The 22,189-nt window shown below is 73.1% G+C and carries 22 protein-coding genes; 6 read left to right on the top strand and 16 right to left on the bottom strand.

Going from position 1 to position 22,189, the window contains the following annotated elements:
• Positions 1–78: 78 nt before the first annotated feature.
• The gene (gene aceB / locus ACZ6EM_RS05555; RefSeq protein WP_465771761.1) at positions 79–1,731 is read right to left on the bottom strand and encodes a malate synthase A; all 1,653 of its coding nucleotides are present in this window, start codon (positions 1,729–1,731) and stop codon (positions 79–81) included.
• A gap of 203 nt (positions 1,732–1,934) precedes the next feature.
• Between aceB and ACZ6EM_RS05550 the strand changes: the two genes are divergently transcribed.
• Together ACZ6EM_RS05550 and ACZ6EM_RS05545 are read left to right on the top strand one after the other, a co-directional pair.
• Entirely contained in the window at positions 1,935–2,732 is a 798-nt protein-coding gene (locus ACZ6EM_RS05550) for an IclR family transcriptional regulator (RefSeq protein ID WP_359898544.1), read from the top strand.
• A 462-nt stretch (positions 2,733–3,194) separates the two neighbouring features.
• Complete coding sequence (locus tag ACZ6EM_RS05545) at positions 3,195–3,842, top strand: hypothetical protein (protein WP_465771760.1); 648 nt, start codon at positions 3,195–3,197, stop codon at positions 3,840–3,842.
• Between the two features lie 220 nt (positions 3,843–4,062).
• On the opposite strand, the gene ACZ6EM_RS05540 is transcribed toward ACZ6EM_RS05545, so the two are convergent.
• Entirely contained in the window at positions 4,063–4,599 is a 537-nt protein-coding gene (locus ACZ6EM_RS05540; protein WP_465771759.1) for a hypothetical protein, read from the bottom strand.
• A gap of 202 nt (positions 4,600–4,801) precedes the next feature.
• Between ACZ6EM_RS05540 and ACZ6EM_RS05535 the strand changes: the two genes are divergently transcribed.
• Positions 4,802–5,131: a phenolic acid decarboxylase gene (locus ACZ6EM_RS05535; RefSeq protein WP_359898547.1), complete on the top strand. Its 330-nt coding sequence runs from the start codon at positions 4,802–4,804 to the stop codon at positions 5,129–5,131.
• A gap of 158 nt (positions 5,132–5,289) precedes the next feature.
• Here the strand turns inward: ACZ6EM_RS05535 and ACZ6EM_RS05530 are convergent, their stop codons facing one another.
• Complete coding sequence (locus tag ACZ6EM_RS05530; RefSeq protein ID WP_465771758.1) at positions 5,290–6,432, bottom strand: alpha/beta hydrolase; 1,143 nt, start codon at positions 6,430–6,432, stop codon at positions 5,290–5,292.
• Between the two features lie 266 nt (positions 6,433–6,698).
• Complete coding sequence (locus tag ACZ6EM_RS05525) at positions 6,699–7,319, bottom strand: TetR family transcriptional regulator (protein WP_452177450.1); 621 nt, start codon at positions 7,317–7,319, stop codon at positions 6,699–6,701.
• A gap of 137 nt (positions 7,320–7,456) precedes the next feature.
• On the opposite strand from ACZ6EM_RS05525, the gene ACZ6EM_RS05520 reads away from it, so the two are divergent.
• A complete protein-coding gene (locus ACZ6EM_RS05520) occupies positions 7,457–8,221 on the top strand; it encodes an SDR family NAD(P)-dependent oxidoreductase (protein WP_465771757.1) in 765 nt (254 codons plus the stop codon).
• A 200-nt stretch (positions 8,222–8,421) separates the two neighbouring features.
• Here ACZ6EM_RS05520 and ACZ6EM_RS05515 read toward each other — a convergent pair whose 3' ends face one another.
• The 6 genes from ACZ6EM_RS05515 to ACZ6EM_RS05490 form a co-directional block, all read right to left on the bottom strand.
• Positions 8,422–8,913, bottom strand: coding sequence for a GNAT family N-acetyltransferase (locus ACZ6EM_RS05515; RefSeq protein WP_401055017.1), 492 nt, complete (start codon positions 8,911–8,913; stop codon positions 8,422–8,424).
• A 100-nt stretch (positions 8,914–9,013) separates the two neighbouring features.
• Positions 9,014–9,967, bottom strand: a complete 954-nt coding sequence (locus tag ACZ6EM_RS05510) for a phosphotriesterase family protein (protein ID WP_465771756.1) — start codon at positions 9,965–9,967, stop codon at positions 9,014–9,016.
• Entirely contained in the window at positions 9,964–10,467 is a 504-nt protein-coding gene (locus ACZ6EM_RS05505; protein ID WP_401055181.1) for a carboxymuconolactone decarboxylase family protein, read from the bottom strand. The genes ACZ6EM_RS05510 and ACZ6EM_RS05505 overlap by 4 nt, the downstream gene beginning before the upstream one ends.
• 17 nt (positions 10,468–10,484) lie before the next feature.
• Positions 10,485–11,117, bottom strand: coding sequence for a DUF4865 family protein (locus tag ACZ6EM_RS05500; RefSeq protein ID WP_465771755.1), 633 nt, complete (start codon positions 11,115–11,117; stop codon positions 10,485–10,487).
• A gap of 67 nt (positions 11,118–11,184) precedes the next feature.
• Positions 11,185–11,751 carry a TetR/AcrR family transcriptional regulator gene (locus ACZ6EM_RS05495; RefSeq protein ID WP_465771754.1) on the bottom strand — a complete coding sequence of 189 codons (567 nt, stop codon included), beginning with the start codon at positions 11,749–11,751 and terminating at the stop codon, positions 11,185–11,187.
• 368 nt (positions 11,752–12,119) lie between these two features.
• A complete protein-coding gene (locus tag ACZ6EM_RS05490) occupies positions 12,120–13,139 on the bottom strand; it encodes an LLM class flavin-dependent oxidoreductase (protein WP_359898555.1) in 1,020 nt (339 codons plus the stop codon).
• Between the two features lie 512 nt (positions 13,140–13,651).
• Between ACZ6EM_RS05490 and ACZ6EM_RS05485 the strand changes: the two genes are divergently transcribed.
• Positions 13,652–14,644 carry an aldo/keto reductase gene (locus ACZ6EM_RS05485; protein ID WP_465771753.1) on the top strand — a complete coding sequence of 331 codons (993 nt, stop codon included), beginning with the start codon at positions 13,652–13,654 and terminating at the stop codon, positions 14,642–14,644.
• Between the two features lie 184 nt (positions 14,645–14,828).
• On the opposite strand, the gene ACZ6EM_RS05480 is transcribed toward ACZ6EM_RS05485, so the two are convergent.
• The 6 genes from ACZ6EM_RS05480 to ACZ6EM_RS05455 form a co-directional block, all read right to left on the bottom strand.
• Positions 14,829–15,917: an LLM class flavin-dependent oxidoreductase gene (locus tag ACZ6EM_RS05480; protein WP_465771752.1), complete on the bottom strand. Its 1,089-nt coding sequence runs from the start codon at positions 15,915–15,917 to the stop codon at positions 14,829–14,831.
• A 3-nt stretch (positions 15,918–15,920) separates the two neighbouring features.
• Complete coding sequence (locus ACZ6EM_RS05475; RefSeq protein ID WP_465771751.1) at positions 15,921–16,826, bottom strand: ABC transporter substrate-binding protein; 906 nt, start codon at positions 16,824–16,826, stop codon at positions 15,921–15,923.
• 139 nt (positions 16,827–16,965) lie between these two features.
• On the bottom strand, positions 16,966–17,832 hold the full coding sequence (locus ACZ6EM_RS05470; RefSeq protein ID WP_465771750.1) for an ABC transporter ATP-binding protein: 867 nt from the start codon (positions 17,830–17,832) through the stop codon (positions 16,966–16,968).
• Complete coding sequence (locus ACZ6EM_RS05465) at positions 17,829–18,695, bottom strand: ABC transporter permease (protein WP_465771749.1); 867 nt, start codon at positions 18,693–18,695, stop codon at positions 17,829–17,831. The genes ACZ6EM_RS05470 and ACZ6EM_RS05465 overlap by 4 nt, the downstream gene beginning before the upstream one ends.
• Positions 18,692–19,720: an NrtA/SsuA/CpmA family ABC transporter substrate-binding protein gene (locus tag ACZ6EM_RS05460; protein ID WP_465771748.1), complete on the bottom strand. Its 1,029-nt coding sequence runs from the start codon at positions 19,718–19,720 to the stop codon at positions 18,692–18,694. The genes ACZ6EM_RS05465 and ACZ6EM_RS05460 overlap by 4 nt, the downstream gene beginning before the upstream one ends.
• Before the next feature lie 70 nt (positions 19,721–19,790).
• Positions 19,791–20,864 (bottom strand): ABC transporter substrate-binding protein, encoded by a 1,074-nt coding sequence (locus ACZ6EM_RS05455; protein ID WP_465771746.1) that lies wholly within the window; start codon positions 20,862–20,864, stop codon positions 19,791–19,793.
• 446 nt (positions 20,865–21,310) lie between these two features.
• Here ACZ6EM_RS05455 and ACZ6EM_RS05450 point away from each other — a divergent pair, with 446 nt between their 5' ends.
• Positions 21,311–22,093, top strand: coding sequence for an IclR family transcriptional regulator (locus ACZ6EM_RS05450; protein WP_359898563.1), 783 nt, complete (start codon positions 21,311–21,313; stop codon positions 22,091–22,093).
• Positions 22,094–22,189 lie beyond the last annotated feature (96 nt).

The following is a 22,189-nucleotide window of genomic DNA, read 5'->3' as shown; positions in this document are numbered from 1 at the left end:
CGTAGGAACGGAACGGTGGACCGCCGGAGTGCCGCGTCCCGGCGGACGGCAGCGGTGACACCGGCGGATAGGTGGGGATCAGCCCAGCAGGGGCAGCGCGGGGAGGGTCAGGAAGTCCACGAACTCCGCGGCCAGGGCGACCTGTTCGAAGAGCTCCGCGGCCTCGCGCCAGCGGCCGGCACCGTAGGCCTCCTCGCCCAGCTCGGCGAGGAGTTCGGCCAGCTCCGCGGCGACCAGGGTGCGGACCAGATCGGCGGTGGTCTTCTCGCCGGTGTCGGACAGCACGACCCCGTTGTGGATCCACTGCCAGATCTGCGAGCGGGAGATCTCGGCGGTGGCGGCGTCCTCCATCATGTTGAAGATGCCGACGGCCCCGAGGCCGCGCAGCCAGGCCTCGATGTAGCGGATCCCGACCTGGACGGCGTTGTGCAGCCCCGCACGGGTGCAGGTGCCGCCGGCGCCGGCGATGTCGAGCAGCTGGGCGGCGGTCACCGGCTCGGCCGGGCCGGGATTGTCCTTCTGGTGGGGCCGCCCGCCGAGCACCGCGTCGAAGGAGGCCCGGGCGACCGGCACCAGGTCGGGGTGGGCGACCCAGGAGCCGTCGAAGCCGTTGCCGGCCTCGCGGTCCTTGTCGGCCTTGACCTTCTCCAGTGCGGAGGCGTTGACCTCCGGGTCGCGGCGGCTCGGGATGAACGCGGCCATGCCCCCGATCGCGTGGGCGCCGCGCCGGTGGCAGGTCTGCACCAGCAGCCGGGTGTAGGCGGCCATGAAGGGCGAGGCCATGGTGACGCTGTTGCGGTCCGGCAGGATGTAGTGCTCGCCGGCGTCGCGGAAGTTCTTGACGATCGAGAACAGGTAGTCCCAGCGCCCGGCGTTGAGGCCGGCCGCGTGGTCGCGCAGCTCGTAGAGGATCTCGTCCATCTCGAACGCGGCCGTGATGGTCTCGATCAGCACGGTCGCCCGGATCGTGCCGTACGGGATGCCGAGTTCGGCCTGGGCGTGGGTGAACACGTCGTTCCACAGACGGGCTTCGAGGTGGCTCTCGGTCTTCGGCAGGTAGAAGTACGGGCCGGAGTTGGGGTCCTCGGCGCCCCTGGCCAGCAGCCGGGCGGCGTTGTGGAAGAAGTAGAGCCCGAAGTCGACGAACGCACCGGCCACCGGGGTGCCGTCGACCAGCAGGTGGTTCTCGTCCAGGTGCCAGCCGCGCGGGCGGACGACGACGGTGGCGAGCTCGGCGGCGGGCTTGAGGGTGTAGGCCTTGCCGGCCGTGCTGGTGAAGTCGATCCGGCCCTCGAAGGCGTCGATCAGGTTGACCTGGCCGCCGACCACGTTCTCCCAGGTCGGGGAGGTGGCGTCCTCGAAGTCCGCGAGCCAGATCCGCGCCCCGGAGTTGAGCGCGTTGACGACCATCTTGCGGTCGGTCGGGCCGGTGATCTCGACCCGGCGGTCCTGGAGGGCGCGCGGCGCCTCGGCGACCTTCCAGTCCGCGGCCCGGATCCCGGCGGTCCCGGGGAGGAAGCCCAGCGTGCCGGCGGCGGCGATCTCGGTACGGCGGGCCTTGCGCCCGGCCAGCAGCTCCTGCCGGCGCCCCTCGAAGGCGCGATGGAGCCCGGCGACGAAGGCGATCGCCTCCGGGGTGAGCACCTCCTCCGCCCGGTGGACGCGCGGACCGGCGACAGTGACGACCGGAGCGGCGGGGGAGGCGCCGAGGGGCCCTTGATCTGCGGCCATGAGCAGGACACTCCTAAGACGGTTGAGCCTGGCGAAGGGAGCTCCGGTAGGAACTTCCCCGGGGAACTTCCTCGATCGGAACCCGCCTGTCGGCGAGTTCGATTCTGTAAAGTGGAGACTAGTTTCCGCGATACAGAATTTCAACGGTTTGTTGAAGAGGTCGCCGGGACTCTACTCCTCCCCCGACAGTGAAGGAAACGCCGGTGGTTGCGACCCCCGACCCAGCATCGACGACAGGCACCGAGCGCGCGAGCGGCGGCGTGCAGTCCGTCGAGCGCGCCTTCCAACTCCTGGAGGCGCTGGCCGACTCCGGAGGCGTGGCCACGCTCAGCGAACTCTCCACCAGTTCCGGCCTCCCGATGCCGACGATCCACCGACTGGTTCGTACCCTCGTCCAGCAGGGCTATGTCCGCCAGGACACCGCGCGCCGCTACACCCTCGGCCCCCGGCTGATCCGCCTGGGCGAGACCGCCGGCCGGCTGCTCGGCAGCTGGGCCCGCCCGTACCTGGCCGAGCTCATGGAGGCCACCGGCGAGACCGCCAACCTGGCGGTGCTGGAGGGCGGCGAGGTGGTGTACGTCGGACAGGTGCAGTCGCGCCGCTCGATGCGGATGTTCACCGAGGTCGGCCGACGGGTGCAGCCGCACTGCACCGGCGTCGGCAAGGCACTGCTCGCCCAGCTGCCCGAGGACGAGGCCCGCGCCGTCCTCGGCCCCAACCCCCTGCCCGCCCACACCGAGTACACGGTCACCGACCCGCAGGAGCTGATGCGCCAGCTCGCCGAGGCGCGCGAGCGCGGCTACGTGGTCGACGACCAGGAGCAGGAGATCGGCGTCCGGTGCATCGCGCTCGCCGTCCCCGGTGCGCCGACGCCCACCGCCCTCTCCGTCTCCGGACCGGAGGCCCGCATCCGGGCCCTGGAGGAGCAGGCCGGGGCCGCCTCGCTGGTACCGGTGATGCACCAGATCGCGACCCGGCTGGGTCAGGTCCTCGCACCCTGACGGCACGTCAACCACCGTTGCCGGTCGACCCGGTCGGAGCGGCGTGCCGCGTCATCCGTTCGAGCGGACGCCGGGCGGGTTGCCGCCGGGCTCCGGCGGCGGCTCCGCCACCCTGGTGCCGACGCGGCCCGCAACGGCGCGGGCGGCCGGGACGCGAGGGCAGGGTGAGCGGGGATGGAGCAGCAGCACCGGGACGTGCGGAGCGCCGTTCAGGGCGGTGGCGGCGGGGTACGGGGTGACGACGTGCCGGGCGGTGGCGCGGCGGGCGGTGGCGCGGCAGGTGACGTCGCGGCGGGCGGTGGCCTGCGGGGCCGTCGCCTGCGGGGACGTGGTCTGCGGGAACGTGGCCTGCGGGGACGTGGCCTGCGCAGTGCCGGCCTGTTGGGCGACGGCCGGCGTGCCGCGGGAGGCAGGGGGTTCGGCGGAGCCGGGCTGGTCGCGGCCGTGGCGGCGGGGTGCGCGGTGACGGTACTGGCCACCGACCCGTCCTGGGCGTTGCTACGGCCCGAGCCCCGGCCCGCGGTGGAGGTCGTCGCGACGGGCGCGCCCGAGGCGTCCATCCTGCCTGCGCCGGTGACGACCGGCGCCTCCACCCTGCCGGCACCGGCCAAGCCCGGGGCGGGGACGGCCGCTTCCGGTACCGGCACCGGTACCGGCTCGGAAGCGGCCGGAGCCTCCACACTGCCCGCACCCGCCGCCGCCCGACCGTCCGACTCCGACCTGGAGGTGGTCCGGATCGACCCGGACCCGGCCACGCCCGGCGGCACCACCACCATCCACGCCTTCGTCGGCAACGGAGGCCCGGACACCACCGCCTCCCCGTTCACGGTCGTGATCACCCTGCCGGAGGGCGTGAGCCCGGAGGGCCCGTACTTCCCGTCCGACTGCCGGGTGACGGGCCACGGCCGCGTCGTGCGGTGCGTCTTCGGAGCCGGGCTGCGGGAGGGGCGCAGCGCGACCGCCCTCATCCCGGTCCGGCTCGACCCGGAACTGCCGGTGGGCAGACTGAGCGGCGGCTCGGTCACGGTGCGCAGCGCGGACGACCGGAACGATGGCAACAACCGGCAGCCGTTCGACATCAGGGTGGTCGAGGCGGCTGCCGGTTCCTGAGTCGCGCGGTTCCGCCGGCGGGGCCGGCCCGGCCGGCGGAACCGTCCCGGCGGTGGCCGGGTCCGGAGGTGGCCGGGTCCGGCGGTGGCCCGGCCTGAGGGGTGGCCCGGCCTGAGGGATGGCCCGGGTCCTACCGGCACACCGAGAGGTTGAGGATCAGACACGCCGACCAGGTGGCGCCGACGCCCCTGCCGTCCGAGAAGACCTTGACGCCGTTGACCTACCGGTCCACCGAGTTGGCGCCGCCATCGGTCCCGATGGCCACCCACCGGTCCATCGCGACGGCGGTCGCGTCGGTGCAGTACTTCGCGTTGCCCGGGTCGACGTGGTCGGTCAGCTCCAGCAGGTTCGGGTTGTCGGGGTGGCACTCGAAGGAGTCGATCTCCCCGTTGCCGTTCTTCCAGGTCCACAGGGCCGGCCAGGCGCCGCTGACGGCGGGCAGCCCGACCCGGGTCCCGGCGTAGTCGCCGGTCTTGACCTGGAAGCCCTCAGTGGTCAGGAAGCCAGTGCCCCAGGACTGCTTGCCGTTCTCCAGCGCCGGCCCCAGCTGATCGCGCCGTTGAACTCGTCCGACCAGGTCAGCGCCTCTTCGGCGACCGAGGAGGACAGCGCCAGGGTGCTCGGGGTGGTGGTCGGCGCCGGGGCCGGGGTGGACGTCCCGGCGGCGGGGTCCGCGAGGGCGCAGCTCACAGTGGTGTCGATCAACGACCCTGCGTGGCAGTCGAGTTGAACGTTCTCCGGCGCCGGGAGCCGCCACGTCGACCGGGGAGCCCCCGAGCCGGGCCCGGCCCCAGCCGCACACGCGCGGCCGCGCCGTGGCGGACCGTACCGTGGCGAGTGCCTGACCGAGTGCGCCCGGTCGGATAAATTGGAAGCCTGACATCATCCGCCGTGCACAAGAGCGGCGAGCCCGACCGGACGCTCGCCACGACCTGACAGAGACGAGGACCCGCCCCACCATGACCGCGCCCCTGCCCGCCTTCGCCGGCCGCACCTACCTCTTCCGGGTCGACAACGGCGCGGCCTTCCGCAACACCTACTCGGCCGACGGCACGCGGCTGCGCTGGGAGGGCCTCGGCGAGTCCGCGGGCCAGTGGGAGGACGTGCGACTGCACGTCGCCGAGGTCGCGCCGGAGATCTACTTCATCAGCTGGACGGAGCAGAGCGGGATCACCGTCAGCCACGTGATGGACCTCGGCAAGCTGACCGTGCGGGCCTTCTGGACCTTCGAGGGCGAGGGCGGCCGGGTCGGCCAGCTGCACACCGGGACGCTGGAGCGGGTGGCCTGAGCGGCCGGACCGCCGGGCGGGAGCCGTACGGTTCCTGAACGGCCCGGCCGACCTTAACAACCTGGCCGACCTGGCCGACCGAACCCCCGGGCCGCGGCTCCGGGGGTTCGGTCGTTCAGATCGGCCAGGTGCGGCCGGCCAGGTGCGGCCGGGTCGGTTCATACAGTCTGGTTCGGCACCTTGAGGTGCTGGGACAGCCACTCCAGCGAGGAGGGCAGCAGGGCGCTCCAGGTCTCGAAGTTGTGGCCGCCGTTCTCCAGCATGCTGTACGAGACGTTCATCGGGCTCTGCACCGCGTCGACGAAGGCCTCGGTCTCCTGCCGGTAGCTGCCGTCGCCCTTCTTGGTGCCGGCCAGCAGCACGGACACCTTCGGCTGCGGCAGGTTCTTCAGCCGCCACATCAGGTTGGCCTCGTCGCGGCGCTGCTTGCTGCCGCCGAAGAGGTCGCCCGTGGTGGGGTCGTCGGCCGCGTCGTAGTAGGCGGAGAGGGCGACGGCGGTCGGAAAGACGTCCGGGTGACGCATGGCCAGCTTGAGCGCGCAGTAGCCGCCGGTCGAGTTGCCCATGAAGGCCCAGGCCTGCGGGTCGGAGGAGACCCGGTAGCTGGCCTGGATCGCCGAGGGCACGTCCTTGGTGAAGTAGGTGTCGGACTGCGGGCCGTTCGGGACGTCCTCGCACTCGGTGTCCTGGGGCAGCGCGGGCGAGGGGCGCACCAGGACCATGACGGTCGGCTGCATCCGCCCTTCCTGCAGCAGCTTGAGCGCCGCACCCGGGTAGTTGAAGCGGGTGATCAGATTCTCGGCGATTCCTGGGAATCCGGTGCTGACGATCACGGCCGGGAACTGCTTCTGGGCGTACTCCGGCTGGAAGTACTGCGGCGGCAGGTAGACGTAGCCCTCGGTGGACAGCCGGCTGACCGCGCCGTCGATCCTGATCTTGCGGATCTCGCCGGACTGGCCGGGCTCGCGGCCCATCGCGCCGCCGCCCTTGACCGCGGCCTGGCCCATCGTCTCCACCATCAGCCGGCCGGAGGCGTCCGCCTTGTTGTGGATGACCACCGGGCCGGTGTCGCCGATGCCCAGCAGGTCGTCCCAACTGCTGTAGAAGGCGAAGTAGTTGTTGGCGACCAGGCCGAGCGCGGCGAGCACCGTGAGCTGGGTGGCGAGCAGTGCGCCGATCCGGCCGAGCACTGCCTGCCAGGTCTTCTTCGCGAGTCTGGGCCACAGCCAGACCGTGCCGACCATCATCACGACCGCGATCAGTGCGGTCAGCGCCAGCACCTTGTGGCTCGTCAGACCCATGTCCTGCTTGCTCCCACGCCTCGAACTCCAGTCCCCTCCGCTGGGGACATCCGAGGAGGTCACCCCGGTTCCCCCCTGCCGGGGCGCGAGGACCAACCCTAACGCCAGCTGGGAGAAAGCCGACCGCGGCTGGGAGGTTACGGGGAGCCGGGCGGACGGATGACAACTTTCAGATAACAGATTTCGAAAGTTGTCATCTGAAATCTGTCGGCTGTCCGCTGTCCGCTGTCGGCCGTCACCGGCCAGTCGACGGCCGGGCCCCGGGCTCAGCCAACCCGCCCCCACAGCCGCAGCCCCTCCGTGAGCTCGCGCATGCAGCGAGCGCCGAGGTCCTGCGGGGAACCCGGACCGGCGAGGGGCGCCTCGGAAGCGGCCCACTGCTCCAGGGCCACCCGGATCGCCGCGGTCGCGGCGGCGGCCGCCAGCCGGATCTCCAGCGGGTCGGTGCCGTCCGGGCAGCGCTCGGCGAGGGCGGCCCGCAGCCGCTCCTCCGAGTCGGCGTGGACGCGCTGCCAGGTGGCGTTCAGCTTCGGGTCGCGCAGCAGACCGCGGGCCCACTGCATCATCTCGACCCGCACCTCGTCGGCCGGGGTCAGCGACGCGACCGCCGCACGCTCCAGCGCCTCGCGCAGCGGCAGGTCCGCGGGGCTGGCCGTGAAGAGCTCCACCCACTCCTGCCCGCCCGCCGCGAGCAGCGGAGCGACGGCGTCCTCCTTGACCGAGAAGTACCGGTAGAACGTGCGCAGCGAGATGCCCGCGGCGAGGGCGATCTCCTCGGCGGTGGTCGCGTCCGCGCCCCGCTCGGCGAAGAGCGCGGCGGCGGTACGGGCGATCTCCAGCCGGGTGGCCTCACGGCGGCGCTGGGTCAGGGTCGGGCGTCCGGTCACGGGGTCAGCCTACGCGGGCGGATGCCAAGGCGGCACGTCACGACGAATCGGCACGAATGGACTTGTTGGCACAACGTGCCACATGGGCGTAACGTGCCTATTGAGGTCGAGAGAGCACGAACGAACGGAGTACCACCATGGAGCGCTTCAGCGGACGGAACGTCCTGATCACCGGCGGCGGCTCGGGCATCGGCCAGGCCACCGTGCACCGGATCCTCGCCGAGGGCGGAAAGATCGTCGCCGTCGACGTCAACGAGGACGGCCTGAAGAAGACCCTGGACCGCGCCACCGCCGAGGGAACCGCGGACCGCCTCACCGTCCAGGTGCTGGACATCGCGGACGAGGCGGCCGTCGTCGCGGGCGTGGCCGGGGCGATCGCCGGCCTGGGCGGCCTGGACGTGCTGGTCAACGCGGCCGGCATCCTCCGCTCCTCGCACACCCACGAGACCAGCCTGGAGTTCTGGAACAGGCTCCTCGCGGTGAACCTGACCGGCACCTTCCTGATGACCCGCGAGGCGCTCCCCGCGCTGCTCGCCGGCGGCAAGGGCGTGGTGGTCAACTTCAGCTCCACCTCCGCGAGCTTCGCCCACCCCTACATGGCCGCGTACGCCGCGACCAAGGGCGGCATCCAGTCCTTCACCCACGCCATCGCCTCGGAGTACTCGAAGCAGGGCCTGCGCGCGGTCTGCGTCGCACCGGGCAGCATCGACAGCGGCATGACCCACAACCCGGGCCTGCCCGCCGACGCCGACCTCAGCCTGCTGGCCAAGCTCTCCCCCGCGCTCGGCCAGGGCTTCGCCGGCCCGGAGACGGTGGCCGGCGTGATCGCCATGCTCGCCTCCGACGACGGCGCCTTCGTCACCGGCACCGAGCTCCGCATCGACGGCGGCACCCACATGTGACGCCAGTCGACCCGCCGACCTGCCAGACCGCTCGACCGCTCGACCACTCGACCGATTGACCGCTCGACCTCGGGAAGGCGGGGCCTGTGCCGTCCCCCGTGCGGCACAGGCCCCGCCTTCCCGTGGTCCCCAGGCCGTCCCGTCGGTCTCGGAAGGCCGGGCCGGCCGCGGCCCCGGTACCGAGCCGGGTGCGGCGGCGGTCACCGCAGGGGCTTCGCCAGGAGGAGTTCGCGGCCGACCCCGTCGGCGAGCAGGTCCCCGGGTTCCGCGAGTGGGGTGAAGCCGTGGCGGCGGTAGAGGGCGAGCGCCGCCCCGTTGCCGGGGAGCACGGCGAGGCGCAGCGTGGTGCCGCCGGTGGCCCGGGCCCAGCGTTCGACCTCCTCGACGAGACGGTCCGCGACGCCCCGGCCGCGCGCCCGCGGGGCGACCCAGAGCGAGCGCAACTCCCGCACGCCGTCCGGTGATCCGGGCAGTCCGCCGACCAGGCCGACCGGGTCGTCGTCCAGGTGGGCCGCGACGTGGAGGGCGTCCGGGAGACGGAGCCGGTCGCGCCAGCGGTCCTCACCGCCCTGGTCCCAGTCGGCCAGGCCGGCCTTGAAGGCGTCCGGCGCGCCGGTCAGGGCGGCGAGACGGAGGTCCCGCCAGAGCGGCCAGTCGGCGGTCGTGAGGGTTCGGAGCGTCAGCATCACCATGCCCGGCACCGTAGAAGACCCGCCCGGCGGCCGTCTGCCGAATGCCCGCTCCGGCAGCCGCAGCCGCGGCCGATGGGACCCGCAGGCGACGAGGCCCCGCCTACGGTGTGCGCCAGTCGGCGGCGAAGGCGGCGGCCGGGTTGGTGACGAGGAGCAGCTCGGGCAGTTCCGGGCCGTAGCTGCGGGCGAGGCGCGGGGCGAGGTCGGCGAGCAGACCGACCGGGCCGGCGGCCGCGCGGGCGCTCCGGGTGGTGGTGTCGGCGCCGAGCAGCAGTTGGTCGGCGTGGCCCGCCTCGACCAGGTCGGCGATCACGTCGAAGGCCTGGTGGTCGCCGGACCGGCCGGACCGGGAGGGGCTGTCCAGGGCGAGCCGGACCCCCTCGGCGGCCAGGGCACGGTGCAGCGCGCGGTCGGGGAGCCGGGTGAGGTGGCCGAGGACGATCCGGTCGGGCCGGACCCCGTGCCGGTCGTGCAGCAGGTGCAGGACCCGGAGCGGAGCGCCGTCGGCTTCGAGGTGGACGGCGATCGGGGCACCGGTGGCGTGGTGGGCCTCGGCCGCCGCGGCCATCGTCCACCGGGTGTGCCGGCTCACGGGCCCCGGATCGCCCGCGACCTTGATCAGCCCGGCCCGGACGCCCTCGGGCGCGCCGGGCAGACCGGTGGTGAGTTCGGCGACGAAGCGTTCCGCGAGGTCGGCGTACGCGCCGGGGCGCTCGGCCGGGCCGCCGTCGACGTCCGGGAAGAAGCCCGGCGCGTAGTGGACCGCCTGGTGCGCGCCGGTGGCGGCGACGACGTGGACGCCGGTGGCGCGGGAGAGCGCGGCGAGGGAGTCCGCGCCCCGGCCCAGGCCGAGCGGGGTCCACTGGACGAGGGCACGGCCACCGGCGGCGGCGTAGGCCCGCAGGACGTCCTCGGCGGCGGCCGGATCGTCCAGCTCCTGGCCGGGGAGCAGCGGGCTGCGGATGAAGAGGTGGTCGTGGGAGTCGGTGACCCCGAGGTCGGCGGGGTCCAGGTCGCCGAGGACGGTGCGGACGGTGCGGACGGTGCGGCTCATGCGTCGGCCTCCGGGGTGGTGCTCCCGGCGACGGTCTCCACCGCGGCCTCGGGGCCAGTTCCGGTCCCGGCCTTGGCCTCGGCCCTGGCCGCGGCGTCCGCGAAGGCGGCGGTGGCGACGCGCAGGCCGGCCAGCGCCTTGGGGAGACCGACGTACGGCGCGAGGTGGACGATGACCTCGGTGATCTCCGCCTCCGTCAGGCCGATCCGTCGGCTGTAGCGGACGTGGTCGGCCAGCTGCGGCTCGACGCCGCCGAGTGCGGTGAGCGCGGCCAGGTTCGCGATCTGGCGGTCGCGCAGGGCGAGTCCGGGACGCTGGTAGGTACCGCCGAAGAGGCTGGTGACGATCCAGTCGGGGAAGCCGGGGGCGAGGGCGTCCAGGCCCCCGAGCGTGGTGGCGGCGCCGGGACCCGCGAGTTCGGCGAGCAGGGCGTAACCGGCCGTGCGGTCGGTCGGGGCCGGGGTGAGGTCGGTGCCGGTGGGAACGGTCGCGGGGGACATCGGGGCGGTGGGTCCTTTCACCAGTGGCGGCCGGCCGGCAGCCGGTCGAGTTCGGGGCGGGACAGGTGCAGCACCTGGTAACGGACGCCGGGCTCGTCCTCGGGGGCCGGGCCGTGCCAGAGGGCGAAGCGGAGCAGCTCCCAGCGGCTCGGGTCGACGGCCACGGCAGCGGTGTGCAGGGCCGGGTGCGTGGGCAGGTCGGCGAGCGCCCGCTCGACGGCCTCGGCCGGGTCGGCGGATTCCGGCAGCCGTACGGTCTCCCGGGTGGCGGTGGTCGGCGGCGCGGCCGCCTCCTCCGTTGGCGACGCCGCCTCCGAGGCCGAGGCCGAGGCCGCCGAGGTTCCTGACGCGCCGCGGGTCAGGCCCGCGCCCAGCCAGTGCCGGACGGCGGGGCGGCCGAAGTCGGCGCTCAGTCCGCGGAATCCCGGCCCCCAGAGGAAACCGTTCATGCCCTCGACGGTGCGCCAGAGGTAGAACGGCGCGTACTGGTTGACGGGCGAGCCCTGTCGGCCGCGCTCGCGGACCAGATAGGCCTTGAGGCCGAGGCCCGGGTGCGCGTCGAGCAGGTGGCCCTTGTCGGCGACGCGCTTGCGGATGACGCCCATGTCGTAGTCGGCGGGCAGGGTGATCTCGTACTGCATCGCGTGCACGGCTGGGCTCCTCGGGTTCGACGGGTCCGGCAGGCAGGCGGGCTGCCGGCCGGGCGGGCTTGGCGGGTCAGGCCGTGCGGTGTGCCGCGAGCAGGCCGAGGGCGCCACGAACGGCCCGGTCAAACGGCTCGGCGCTGTCGGCGGCACGGGCCAGGACGTAGCAGCCCTGGACGACGGCGACCACGGCGGCGGCGGTGTCGGCCGGGTCGAGGCCGGGGGCGAACTCGCCGTCCGCCTGGCCGTCGGCGATCAGTCCGGCGATCCGGCCGCGCAGCCAGTCGAAGGTCTCCTCGACGGGCGCGCGCAGGAGCGGGTCGGCGACCACGTCCGGGTCCTGGGCCATCCGGCCGATCCGGCAGCCGCGCAGGACGTCACGGTCGCGCTGCAGGTAGGCGGCGATCCGGTCGTAGGCGCTGCCGGGGGCGGCGAGGTCGGCCTCGGCGACGCCGCGCATCTGCTCGGCGCTGCGGCGCAGGGCGGCGGCCGCGAGGTCGGGCTTGCCGGCGAAGTGGTGGTACATGCTGCCCTGGCCGACCCCGGAGCGCTGCTGGATGGCCTTGGGGCTGGTTCCGACGTAGCCGCGCTCCCAGAGGAGGGCCTGGGTGCTCTCGATGAGGCGGTCCTGGGTGCTCATGCGGACCACTGTACATACCAGTAGGTACAGAAGGCCAGTGCTGACTCCGACCGACCTGACCCGACTCGGGCTCGCGCTCAGGACTCCGGTGCCGGCTCTGGCCCTGGCCCTGGCCCTGGGGGCCCGGGCGGCTCCCCGGGACCCCCGCCGGGCGGAACGATTGAGGGCCGTGCGCCGCCCCCCGGCGGCCACGGCCCCTCGACCGTTCGTCATCCCCCGCCCCGCCGAACGGCATTCCGGCGCACCTGGTGGCGCGCGTCACGTCACGCACGGTTGCCGGCGTCACGCCGCGTAGGGGGTGCACGGCGCATTGCGCGGGCGGGCGGGGGATCCGGGCTGCCGTGGCAGCGCGCGGCGGGCGTGGACCGCTACGGCAGCGCCCGACGGATCTCCGGCGCCACCGCGCTCGCGAACAGCTCCAACTGCTCGCGCTGCGCCCCCTCGGTGAGGGCGTCGACCCCGATGCCGACCACCTCGTTGCCGAAGGCCTCGTGGTAGCGGTGGATCTTCTCGATCACCTGCTGCGGACTGCCGACCAGCGCCGAGCCGCGCTCCAGCGCGTCCTCCAGCGAGGTGAACGGCGAGTTGTTGTGCCGGCCCGCGGCCGAGTCGAACAGTGCGTTCCAGTACGGGCGGAAGCCCTCGACGGCGTCCTGTGAGCGCTCGGCGACGAACAGTCCGCCGAAGCTCGCGCCCACCCGGGCCCGCGCCGGGTCGTGCCCGTAGTGCTCCCAGCGCTCGCGGTAGTGCTCGACCAGCGTCCGGTACTTCTCCAGCGGATGGAAGGAGTTGGCGGAGAAGAGCGGGTCGCCGTGGCGGGCCGCGAGGTCGGTGGACCGCGTGCTGGTCGCGCTGCCGTGCCACACCGGGATCGGGTCCTGGAGCGGGCGCGGCCAGACCGTGACGTCCGTGAGCGGCGGGCGGGTCGAGCCCTCCCAGGTCACCTTCTCCTCGCGCCAGAGCCTGCGCAGCAGGCCGTAGTTCTCCGCGAGCGCCTCCCACTGGCGCTCCTCGGGGAGGCCGAACAGACCGAAGTGGCGCGGGTCGTTGCCCTTGCCGACGATCAACTCCAGTCGACCCCCGGAGAGTTGGTCGAGCATCGCGTAGTCCTCGGCGACCCGGACCGGGTCGAGGACGCTGAGCACCGTCACCGTGGTGAACAGCCGGATGGTGGAGGTGCGGGCAGCGATGGCGCTCAGCAGCAGGGGCGGCGCCGGGGAGAGGAACGGCTCACCGTGCCGCTCCCCCACGCCGTAGCCGTCGTAGCCGAGCTGCTCGGCGAGGACGGCCTGGTCGATGACGTTGTGCAGCTTCTGCTGCGGGGTGCGCCGGACACCGGTGACCGGGTCGGGGGCGTTGGCGACGAGGGACGAGACGGTGAACCGCACGGCGGTCTCCTTGGGCGCTCGGGACGGGCTCGGGTCGGGCCGGGGTCGGGCCGGGGTCGGGTTCGGGCCGGACCAGGGTCGGGCCGGGGCCATGGCCGGGTACAGGACCGGGCCCCGGGCCGGGTGCGGGCTGAGCATGGGAACGAGCTGAGCAGGACCGGGACGGGACCGGCGGGCCGGAGCGTCCCGGGATTCGGTGAGCCGCACGGAGAGCGGAGCGCGGGGAGCCGGTGCGCGGTCCGGCGCTGCGCTCCTACGGGCGGCACCGGCGGAACGGCCGACGGGGCGGGCGGTGGGCCGCTCGGGCGGCGGGGCTCGCGGGTGGCGTCAGCGGTCGGTGCTGCGGCGGTGGCGACAACAACAGCGGGCTGCGGCGGCGGCCACGGCCACGGTCCGGACTGCCATCTCGCCTCCCCCTCGCCTCGCACGCACGCGATCCTCCGCGAGGATAGGCACCGGCCCGGAACGGGGCAAGGCTTGATCCGCCGCGACGGACTGGCAGGATGTCCGGCATGAGCTACCTCGCCGCGGATGACCGCTATGACTCGATGACCTATCGGAAGGCCGGCCGCAGCGGCGTCCAGCTGCCCGCCGTCTCGCTGGGGCTCTGGCACAACTTCGGTGACGCCCAGCCGCTGGACGTGCAGCGGGCGGTGCTGCGCCGGGCCTTCGACCGGGGCGTCACGCACTTCGACCTGGCGAACAACTACGGCCCGCCGTACGGCAGCGCCGAGCGCAACTTCGGCTACCTGTTCGCCCAGGACTTCCGGCCGTACCGGGACGAGCTGTTCATCGCCACCAAGGCCGGCTGGGACATGTGGCCCGGCCCGTACGGCAACGGCGGCAGCCGCAAGTACCTGCTGGCCAGCCTCGACCAGTCACTGGACCGGATGGGGCTGGACTACGTCGACGTCTTCTACTCGCACCGGTACGACCCGGACACCCCGATCGAGGAGACGATGGGCGCGCTCGACAGCGCGGTGCGCTCGGGCAGGGCGCTGTACGCGGCGATCTCCAACTACCCGGCGGAACAGCACCGGGAGGCGGTGACGATCCTGCGCGAGCTGGGGACGCCGGTGCTGATGAACCAGTCGGCGTACTCGATCCTCAACCGGCACGTGGAGGACGGCGGCGTGCTGGACGCGGTGGGCGACACCCAGAGCAGCCTCATCGCCTACTCGCCGCTGGCCCAGGGACTGCTGACCGACCGCTACCTGTCCGGCGCGGTTCCGGCGGGCTCGCGGATGTCGGTCGGGAAGTTCCTCACCGAGGAGGCGCTGACCGAACGGAAGCTGGAGCAGCTGCGGGCGCTGGCCGCCGTCGCCGAGCGGCGCGGGCAGACGCTGGCGCAGCTGGCGCTGTGCTGGGTGCTGCGGGACCCGCGGGTGGTCTCGGTGATCATCGGTGCGAGCAGCGTCGCCCAGCTGGACCAGAACCTCGACGCACTGGCGGGCGGGCCGCTGACGGCCGAGGAGTTGGCGGAGATCGACCGGCTGAGCCGCTGAGCCGGGCGGAGGCGCCGACCGGAGGCCGAGGCTGATCGCTGCGGCTGATGGCTACGGCTACGGCTACGGCTACGGCTACGGCTGACGCTGACAGCTGACGATCGACGGATGACAGCTGACAGATTTCGAAATCTGTCAGCTGTCATCCGTTATCCGTTATCCGTCACTTGCCAGCTGTCACCAGTCAGCTACCGGTGTGCGGCCGCTTGATGCCCAGAGCGGGCAGAACCGTTTCTGCAACCCGATGGGCCTCCTCCAGCAGCGGGTTGCCCGAGAGGATGAAGGTGTCGACACCCAGCGCCTCGAACTCTTGCAGGCGCTCGATCACCTGGGCCGTCGAGCCGACCACCGCCGTACCGGGCCCGGGGCGGAACAGGCTCATTCCCGGCCAGAGGTTGGGGTAGACCTCCAGCTCCCGGGCCCGCGCCGGCACCTTCCCGCCGTGCTGGCGGAACTGCCGTTGCCAGCCGACCCCGTCCTCCGCCGTCGCGCCACCCAGCTGGCGCGCGTAGGTGGCCTCACCGGTGACGTCCAGCAGCCGGTCGGCGGCGGCCCAGGCCTCGTCCTCGGTGTCGCGGACGATCAGGTGCAGCCGCAGCCCGATCCGCACCGACCGGCCGTGGGCGGCGGCCCGCTCGCGGACCAGGTCCAGCTTCTCCTTGAGCAGGTGCGGCGGCTCTCCCCAGGTCAGGTAGACGTCCACGTGTTCGGCGGCCATCTCGATGCCGGCCGCCGAGCTGCCGCCGAACCAGAGCGGGATGCCGCCGGGCTGCACCGGGGTCAGCTCGCGCAGGCTCGCGCCCGCGTTCTTCAGCTCGTAGAACTCGCCCTTGTGGTCGAAGACTTCACCCGCCGTGAGGCGCTTGACGATCGACCAGTACTCGCCGCTGAGCCGGTAGCGGTCGTCGTGCTCGACGTCCAAGCCGTACTCGCGCAGCTGCGCGGTCGAGCCGTTCACCACGTTGAAGCGCAGCCGGCCGCCGTGCAGGTGGTCGAAGCTGAGTGCCATCTTGGCCAGCAGGGTGGGTGAGACCAGCCCCGGGTGGACGGCCAGCAGCGGCTTGAAGGCCGGGGTGGTGGCGGCCGCGAGCGCGCTGCCGAGCGTCCAGACGTCGTACAGGTCGGTCGCGAGCAGCGCGCCGGTGTAGCCCAGTCGCTCGACACTGCCCGCCAGTTGCTGGAGGTAGCGGAGGTCCACCGGACGGCGGCCGGCCGGCTCCCAGGGGTAGTGCCCCTCGCGCGGAATGATGTACCAGAGGACTTCGGAGGCCACGGGTCAGACCGCCTTCGCGAGCGCGGCGGCCACCGGGGCCTCCAGGGCGGGGAGGTGGGCGTCGGCGACGGTCAGTGCCCGGTCGATGAAGCCCGCACCGTGGAAGATGTCCGCGGCCTCCTGCTGTTCGGCGACGAACCCGGCGGTGGCGGGCTCCAGCCGCCAGGGCAGCGCGACCAGCGCGGACTGCCAGTCGGCGGCCGTGCCGCCCAGTTCCTCGGCGGCGATCGCGGCGGCCTCGGCCGGATTGGCGGCCGCCCAGGCGTCCGCCCGGCGCAGCGCGGTCGCGATCGCGGCGACCACCTCGGGGCGGCTGGTCGCGAAGTCCCGGCGGGTGAAGAACACCGAACGGTCGGTGATGACGTCACCGGTGCGGATCAGCTCGCGGAACTCCCCGGTGCGGCGGGCGGCGGCGAGTTCGGCGCCCTGGGCGATCCAGCCGGCGATCTCGCCGTCGCGCAGCCGCCGGGCCTGGTCCTGGCCGGCCGCCGGGCGCTCCGGGGTGACGTCGTCGCCGTACGAAAGTCCCTGCGCGTGCAGGGCCTTGGCGAGCAGGTGGGTCTGCCAGGAGCCGACGGCGAGGACGACGGCGGCACCCTTGAGGTCCGCGACCGTCCGCACCGGGCCGGAGTCCAGCACCAGGAGGGCGCCGTGGTCGGGGCGGGGTGCGGAGACGGCCGCGTAGACCAGGTCGTGGCCGGCCGCCTGGGCGGTGATCGGCGGGGTGGAGCCGGTGCCGCCGAAGTCGATGACGCCCTCGGCGAGCAGCGCGCCGGTGCGGGTGCCGTCCGCGTAGTGGTGGAAGCCGCCGGTCTCGCCGTGCGGGGCCAGTTCCTCGTCCAGGTAGGGGAGTCGGGCGAGGTAGTAGAGCGACGGGTTGCTGGCGTGGACGCCGAGGGTGACGGTCATCTGGTCAACTCCGGTGGTGCGGGCTCGGTTGGTCGGAAGTCAGGGTGAATCGGGGGGAATCGGGAGGATAGCGGGGGGGTTCTCGGGGAACCGCGGGGAACTGCGGGGAATCGCGGTGCACCGTGGTGGATCGCGGGCGTCAGTGGACGCCGAGGTCGGCGAGCAGCCGTCGCCGCAGGTCGGCGAAGGCCGGATCGGCCGGGTCGCGCGGGCTCTCGACGGTGACGGCTTCGTCCCGGGCGAGCAGGCCGTCGCGCAGTACCACGATCCGGTCGGCGAGCCGCACGGCTTCGTCCACGTCGTGGGTGACCAGCAGTACCGCCGGGCGGTGGCGGCGCACCAGGTCGCCGACGAGGTCCTGCATGCGCAGCCGGGTGAGCGCGTCCAGGGCGGCGAACGGTTCGTCGAGCAGCAGGAGTTGCGGCTCCCGGACGAGCGCCCGGGCGAGTGCGACGCGCTGCGCCTCACCTCCCGACAGGGTGGCCGGCCAGGCCTCGGCGTGCCGCTCCAGGCCGACCTCGGCGAGCGCCTTCAGCCCGGTCTCCCGGGTCGCGGCGCCGCGCGGCAGGCCGACCGTGACGTTCGCCAGCACCCGCTTCGACGGCACCAGGCGGGGCTCCTGGAACACCACGGTTCGGACCGGCGGGACGAGCACGGTGCCCCCGTCCGCCTGGTCGAGCGCCCCGAGGATGCGCAGCAGCGTGGTCTTTCCGGTGCCGCTCGCACCCAGCAGGGCGACGAACTCCCCACGGGCGATGGAGAGGTCGACCCCGTCGAGCACCGCCCGGGTGCCGAACACCCGGCGCAGACCGCGCAGGTGGACGGCCGGGACCGTCTCCTCGGAGGCCGAGGAGGCCGAGGAGACCGAGGAGGCCGAGGAGACCGAGGAGGCCGAGGAGACCGAGGAGGCGGAGGAGACCGAGGAGACCGAGGAGGCGGAGGAGACCGACGGAGAGGACGGCGTGGAGGACGAGGACGTGGCGATGGTGAACGTGTCGGCGGTCATCGGGCCGCTCCCTGGACGACCTGGCGCCACGGCATCAGCACGCGCTCCAGGACCCGGACGACACCGTCCGCGGCGAGGCCGAGCAGCCCGTAGATCAGGATGCAGACGGCGAGGACGTCGGTGCGCGAGTAGTTCTGCGCCTGGGCCATCAAGTAGCCGATGCCTTCGGTGGAGTTGATCTCCTCGGCGGCGATCAGGGCGATCACGCTGAGCGTCATCGACAGGCGCAGTCCGGACAGCAGCGAGGGCAGGGCGCCGGGCAGCACGACCGTGCGCACGATCGCCCAGCGTCCGAGGCCGAAGCTGCGCATCGCCTCGACCAGCTTGCGGTCGGTGCTGCGGACCCCACCCGAGGCGGACACGTACATCGGGAAGCTGGTGGCGACCCCGATCAGGGCGACCTTCGCGGTCTCGGTGATGCCGAACCACACCATGAACAGCGGGACGAGGGCCAGGAAGGGCACGGTGCGCAGGACCTGGATCGCGGAGTCGAGCAACTCCTCGCCGAGGCGGGTGAATCCGGTGACCACGCCGAGCACCAGTCCGGTGGTCGCGCCGAAGAACAGTCCGAGTCCGGCGCGGGTGAGGGAGACCGACAGGGCGTCGGTCAGCTGGCCGTTGCCCCACAACTCCCCCACCGCCTGCGCGACCTGGGCGGGCGAGGCGAGCACGTCCTGGGTGAGCGCGCCGGTGGCCGAGGCGAGTGCCCAGCCGCCGAGCAGGGCGAGCGGACCGATGGTGCGCAGGGTCACGGCGAGTGCCCGGGGGCGGGGCCGGTGCCGCCAGCTCTGCGGGGCGACCAGGCCGGAGTCCAGTGCGGCCCGGGTGTCTTCCGGCGTGAACGGCCGGGCTGCGGTGGTCACTTGGCACCGTCCCCGAGCTTGTTGATGTCGATCAGGTACGGCTTGACGTCCACCAGCTGCTTGGTGACCTTCTGGTCGGCGAAGAACTGGGCGACCGTCCCGAAGCGGGCGATGTCGGCGTCGGAGATGGCGTCGGCCGGGGTGCCCTGCTTGCCGACGTTCACCGCGACGTCCTTCTCGGCGGGGGTGACGGCGGTCGGGCCGGCGTCGGTGAACACGTTGAGGTAGCCGGCCGGGTCGGCCTTCTCCTTGGCGCCGTTCTCCCGCAGATAGGCGTAGAAGGCCTTCACCACCTCGGGGTGCTTGTCGGCGAAGCCGTTGCGCACCGCCCAGACCGCGTAGTTGTCGGAGCCCACCTCCTGGCCGTTGACCAGGAAGTGCGCACCGGCGTTGGCGATGGCGGGGGTCGAGAAGGTGTTCCAGGTCGCCCAGGCGTCCACCTGGCCGGAGTTGAAGACGCCGGAGGTCTGGTCGGCGCGCAGGTAGACCCGCTCCACCTTGTCGGCCGGGACGCCGTTCTTCGCCAGTGCCTTGAGCAGCAGGTACTCGCTGGTGCCGCCCTGGGAGACGGCGACCTTCCTGCCGACCAGGTCCTGGACGGACTTGACGGGCGAGTCGTTCTTCACCAGGATCCCCTCGCCGACGCCGTCGGGCGCGGTCTGGGCGAACAGCTTGAAGCCGGGCTTCTGGGCGAGCGCGGCGACGGCCGAGGTGATCGAGCCCTGGGCGATGTCCAGTTGGTCGGCGGAGAGGGCCTGGGCGGCGGGGGCGAAGGGGCCGGCGCTGCCGGTCCAGGCGACCTTGGCGTGGACCGCGGCCAGGGTGCGGTCCAGTGAACCGTCCTTCTTGCCGCGGGCCAGGAAGCCGTTGTTGCCGGGATCGGGCAGGCGGAGCACCACGTCGGCCTTGCCGCCGGCCCCGCCGTCGGCGGAGGCCTTGGCCCCGTCGGCGGAGGAGCCGCAGGCGGTGAGGGCGGCGGAGGCGAGCAGAACGGTGGCGGCGAGCGCGGGACGAGGGGTCTTCACGGGGGTCTCCAAGGGGTGACAGATGACAGCCGACAGCTGACAACTTTCGAAATCTGTTAGCTGAACGCTGTTACCTGAAGTCTGCGATCCGAACGCCGCCGGCACCGGAACCCGCGCCCGCCGCCTCACCCGCACGCCGCACCCGCAACAACTCGCGCGCTGCACGCAGCGGCTCCGGGTCGGCCCAGGCCTGGACGTCCACCGGCGCGGCAAGGAAGCCCTGCTCCCTGAGGAATCGTTCCTGCAGCGCGAGTAGCTCCAGCCGCTCCGCCGACAGGTCGAGCCGCAGGGTCCGGTGGCTGCCCGGCGCATAGGCTCCGGCGACGCCCTCGGCACCGGCACCGGTCTCGGCCCGCAGGATCCGGACGACCTCCTCCGGACGCTCCGCCGCCCAGTCGGCGGCCTCCAGCAGCACGGCGAGGAACCGGGCCACCAGCTCGGGGTGTTCGTCCAGCAGCCGCTGGTGGACGGTGATCGGCCGGGGCGTGCCGTTGTTGACCCGGGCCCGGCGGTCCGGCGCCGCGTCCAGTTCCACGGCCACCTCCGCACCGACCCGGCGGGCCGCCTCGACGGCGAGCGCCCCCTTCACGTACACCGCGTCCACCGTGCCGTCCCGCAGCGCGGCCAGCTCGGCGGACCACTGCCCGCCGCCCTCGGAACCGGGGACGTCCACCAGCTCGGCGTCCGCCAGGGTGAGGCCCGCGAGCCCGAGGGCGCCCCGGAGGCCGGCCAGCGCCATCGCCCGCCAGAAGTCGATGCCGATGTCATGATGTGGCACCGCCAGCCGCAGTCCACGCAATTGTCCGGGTTCGGTGATGCCGCTGCCGGCCCGGACGAGTACCACCTGGCGCTCCTCGATCCAGGTGAGGCCGATCAGCCTGGTCGCCTCGCCGCGCGAACGGGCCCACAGCGCGGGGACGTTTCCGCCCTCCCGGAACAGACCGGTCAGCGCGTGGGTGTAGTGGTGGTCCGCGGCCACCTCGGGCGGTGCGTCCTGCAGCGAGCGGACCGCGATGCCGTCGGTGGCGAACTCGCGGGCGAGCCAACCCTGATCGGCGGCGATCCCGGTCGCGGTGGGCACCGGGCAACGGGTGAACCAGAGGGTGTCGGGAAGCGAGGAGGCGTTCTGGGTACGACTGGACAACGGAGTTGGTCCTCTACGGGGGCTCCGACGACGGCCGGAGGAGCTCGGGATCGATGACCGCACGGAGGCCCATGAGGCCTGGTGCGCAAAGAAGTTGTGCGCCACGATGCAGGACGGCAGGCGGTGCGGGAGGGTCGGGCGGCGCGGGAGGGGTCGTTCAGCGACAACACGCACGGGAGGGGAGACACCGGTGGGACGTCACGGCGCTTCTCCTTCCGTGGAAATCGGGACGGTCACCGCCGAGGCCGAGTGGCCGTTCGACGCGATGCGAGGAGCGTTCCACGGCAGACGAGCCCGAAGCAAGCTTTTGCCACATCGTGGGATCAGTTGTTCATCAATGCCATTCCATTGCAACGTCGTCGACACATTCCCGCAGCACTGGCTGCCCTACGCTGAGACCGCCTCCGGCCTTCCGTCCGGAGTTCCGAACCGAAACGCGAGGTGCCATGGCCGAGGCCGCCACCGCCGTCCAGAGTCCGCCGGCCGGTGCGCAGGCCGTCCAGCGCGCGCTCGGGCTGCTGCACTGCTTCCACGACAACGGCCCCGACCTGAGCGCCTCGGACCTCGCCCGCCGGATGGGCCTGTCGGTCTCCACGGCGCACCGGCTGGCCCGCACGCTGGTCAGCGCCGGATTCCTGGAGCAGGACGAACAGACCGCCCGCTACCGGCTCGGTCCTGCCGTCGCCGAACTCGGCCAACTCACCTTCCACCAGCGCGGGCTGCACCTGGCCGGGCCCGAGCTGGACCTGCTCTCCCGGCGCACCAAGGCGACCGCCGACCTGGCGATCCGCAGCGGCACCCACGCCGTGATCCTGGTCGGCGGTTCCGTCCGCCCGGACACCGGGCTGGGCCTGCGTCGGCCACTGCACTCCACGGCCCTCGGCAAGATCCTGCTGGCCTGGCCCCGCCCGGGCGAGACGGCGCCGGCGGCACTGGGACCGCTGCCCTCCTTCACGGACCGCACGATCACCGAACCAGCGCTCCTGGACGACGAGTTGGCGAAGGTTCGAGCGGCCGGGTACGCGCTCAACGACGGCGAGTCGGCCGCCGGGGTGCGGACGGTCGCCGTGCCCGTCCTCGACGGCGCCGGGCAGGCGCGGTTCGCCCTCGCGGTCCGCTCGACGCCCGCGCACCTCACCGACGACCGGCTGGACTGGTTCCTCGGTCACGCCCGCGGTTGCGCCGACGCGCTCGCCGTCCTGTTGCTGCCGCCGGATCAGCGTTCCTGACGGCCCATCGGGACACGACGAAGCGGCGGGCCGCCCGTCCACGTCCTGGACGAGCGGCCCGCCGCCGGGACCCGACGGTGGCGGCCGACCGGCGGG

The organism is Kitasatospora sp. NPDC041917, from assembly GCF_055589745.1.
Note: the sequence above shows the minus strand (reverse complement) of the source record. Positions and strands in the feature narration are given on the sequence as shown.